Source organism: Parabacteroides sp. AF39-10AC, assembly GCF_003635405.1.
GTDB lineage: Bacteria > Bacteroidota > Bacteroidia > Bacteroidales > Tannerellaceae > Parabacteroides > Parabacteroides distasonis.
On the sequence record NZ_QTLP01000060.1, the window covers coordinates 3465 to 6886 of the forward strand.

At 46.6% G+C, this 3422-nt stretch carries 1 protein-coding gene and 2 pseudogenes; all 3 read right to left on the reverse strand.

The window, feature by feature from the left end; all coding sequences use genetic code 11:
* A pseudogene (locus DW033_RS24570) lies at positions 1 to 540 on the reverse strand (hypothetical protein); the annotation flags it as partial.
* Positions 541 to 643: 103 nt separating this feature from the next.
* On the reverse strand, positions 644 to 2329 hold the full coding sequence (gene ltrA / locus DW033_RS23935) for a group II intron reverse transcriptase/maturase (RefSeq protein ID WP_049702337.1): 1686 nt from the start codon (positions 2327 to 2329) through the stop codon (positions 644 to 646).
* Positions 2330 to 3006: 677 nt separating this feature from the next.
* Positions 3007 to 3422 (reverse strand): annotated as a pseudogene (locus DW033_RS23940) (helicase); the annotation flags it as partial.

Here is a 3422-nt window from a genome sequence, read left to right on the forward strand (position 1 = left end):
TTTCTCATCGGCGGAATCCACTCCGTCCACCTTTATTATATTAAGGTGATTGCCCTCCTTGTCGGTCTGCACCACAGAGAGGAAGCGGTTCCAGTCCTCCGTCATGGCATCTATGAAAGCTGTGTTGTTGCCCAGCTCGCGGGTCTTCGATTCCAGCTTGAACTCCGAATCACGCTTGCCCTTGTTGAACGACTTGCGTTCCCCTTCGAGCGAGGCGATACGTTTTTCCAGTTTCGCCTTGTCCAGCAGGTCGGTGTTGCCGGATAGCAACGCCATATATTCCGAGAAGTTCATGCCCGATTTCTCGTCCATTGCCCCCTCGTCGATGGTACGTGCGCCCATCGCTCCACTTTTGAGCTGCGATATGAAAGTCTGCTTGCAGTGCAGGAGGTTGAACTTGTAACTGTCCAGTGATTTTTCCACCGCGTAGATTATTACGTCCACGTTGTTCCCGGCGAAATGCTTGGCTATCTCGTTGCCTGCTCTAACTCCCCGTCCGTCACGCTGTTGCAGGTCGGACGGTCGATCGGGTAGGTCAAGGGCATTGCTGCCCTCTTCCCCCCTAAGAACCGTACATGAGAGTTTCCCCTCATACGGCTCAAGCTTTTCTAAGCCTCTGTTTGTATGCAGAGACCGGCTCAAACTACTTCTTGTTTCCATTTGATTTGCGGGATAATTTAAAACATTCATCATGAACCAACAGATTGCATTTCTTTCCGTTTTGAACGGTTGGCATGACATTCCATGCCTTGTGCGTATCAATAGGCTCACCGCATATAGGACATTTGCGTCCTTGCTTTTCCCATAGGTACAGCAGTGACTTGCGTCCTTTTAGCGTAACAAGCATTTTCGACTTCTTTCTTTTATAGAAGTACAGACGACAGTCTGCATCAAACGGGTTCATGTCTCCTTTAATCTGCGTGTATTGCAGGAATGGAAACGATGAAGTCAGAGACAATAATGTCAATTGGTCTTCCTTTCCGTTTGGTTTCTTGAATTTTGAAGCGAAAGTCCATTTGTTCCCTCGAATGTCATGCCAATATCGGTCTTTTATCCACCGTTTCCCTTTCTTGGAATGACGGCGTTTTGCCCATTGCCATAGTGAGAGGAATATCTGATGGTCGATTCTGTGAAATGAATCACGTGTCGCCCCATGCTGATAATAACCTCCCCATCCTCGGATTTTAGAGTTCAACATTCTGATTAACGACTCCTGTCTGCAACCCTTGTTCTCCTTAATTACCTTACGGATATTCTCCATAAAGCGTTTCTCGGATTTCTTTGTCGGCTTGGTCAATATGTCCTTGCCGTATTTGCGGATATTAAAGCCAAGAAAATCAAAACCGTCATGCACGTTGGTTATCACCGTCTTTTCCTCTGATAAGGTCAGACCTCTTTCAGACATAAATTCAGCAACCAATGGCTTGATTTCATTTTCAAGAGTTTCCTTGTTCTCGCAAGTGATGATAAAATCATCCGCATAACGTACAAGGTTCACCATTGGTGAATACAACTTACCATTAACATGATGGCGCTTATATCTATCTGCAAGAGCTTTCTGCAATCCGTCCAAAGTCATATTGGCAAGTGTCGGAGAAATTATACCACCTTGCGGTGTTCCTTCCTCGGTCGGGAACATTTGCTTGTTGAAAACATAGCCACATTTCAACCATTTTCGGAGTATTGCCTTATCCATTGGGATATTGGCAAGTAACCACTCATGGCTGATATGGTCAAAACACCCTTTTATGTCACCCTCCAAAATCCATTCGGGAGAATATCCCTTTCGGAGAATGTTATGACATTGCTGTATTGCATCCATACAGCAGCGTTCCTTGCGGAAACCGTATGAACGAGTATCAGCTGTAGTTTCTGATACAGGCTCCAATGCCATAAGATAGAGTGCTTGCATGGCTCTGTCTTTCATTGTCGGTATTCCCAACGGTCGCAGTTTGCCGTTGCTCTTCTTGATATGAACTCTTCTCAGCGGCATTGGCTGGTAGCCTCTGCGTTTGAGTTGGGTTATTGCTTGCATTTTAGCTTTAGGGGTATCCCATATTTCTTTGTCAACCCCAGGAGTACAACCACCCCCGTTAGAAGTAACCCTCTTTACGGCTAAGGCTTTTGCGTAAAAAGAGTGGGTAAGCGTCCATTGCAAGGCTTTCACCTTGTTATGTCTGCCTTCCTTCTGAGCCTTTACAATACGAGCTTGAAGCTTCTTAACAGCTTGCTCCGCCTTAGTCCAGTCTATTCTGTCCCAATTTGATTGCAGGTTGTCAGTCGGCGCACACGATTGGTCGAGGAGATTTTCTTTGATTTTATCGTTCATTTGCATTCCTACTTTAAAAAGTTCTAAAAGTTTATTGTAAAGAATTACCATTTGGCTAATGTTGGGTATTTGCCTCCCAAACATTACCACAGAAGTCTGCCCACTTTCGTGGTAGGTTGATGTTGTCCCTTGTCAACTCGTGATAAGTGGCTCAAACCCTATCCGTCCCATTACAGAACGGCATTCGCTTTCTCTGTTATCTTATACCTGCACATCATTCAGCATCCATTACTTTCAGCTTACCTGTCTTTTGTCTGACAGGAGATGTACAGGCTTACCATGTTCCACATAGATAACTAACGGATAGGTTAGGTTCTGTCTCATCCTCCGACGGTCTTTACATCCGTGTAATCCTACCATGGAGAGGATTATCTGACCGCATCCCATTTTGGGTAGAGTGTATCAGTATCTTGCACTCTTTTACGACATTACGAAGTTTACTAACAGTTCGCTTACGCTAACCATACTATCCAGCCTCGCCACTCTACGGTATGATACTAACCATACTTGACTTCCCCTCACGGTTCTGTCTTGTCTTGTGAAAGTGTACTTTGTCCCGACCGCTTAATACAACATTAAGGTGCATCGGTCGGTAGGCTACCGCTGACGGAACAGCGGGTTAAAACTGATACTTAAAGTATCATTCCAACAATTATCTATGCGACTTCATGTCGCACCCACGGCGTATCAAGATGATGAATTGCCACACACCGTTTCTGTGCGTTCACACCCGTTCCGAGCATGGAGGTGGAGCCGAACAGCACACGCACCGTCCCGGCGTTCATGGCGTCTATCACCGCCTTCCGCGCCTTGTCGGTCTTGCACTCCTGAATGAAGCGCACCTCGCTTGGCGGTATGCCGTAGTCCTCCGTCAGTTTGCGCTTGATTTCCGAATAGACGTTCCACCCATCGCCCGGCTGGTAAGTCCCCAAGTCAGAGAAAACGAACTGCGTGCCTTTCTGCGCGTCGTATTTTTGATAATACTCCGCGATTATTTTGGCACAGTGGCTCGCCTTGTTGTCGGGGTGGTCTTCGTAATGCGGGTCTATCATGCGCATGTCGAGTGCCATTTTCCGGGCATAGTCCGTGGCGA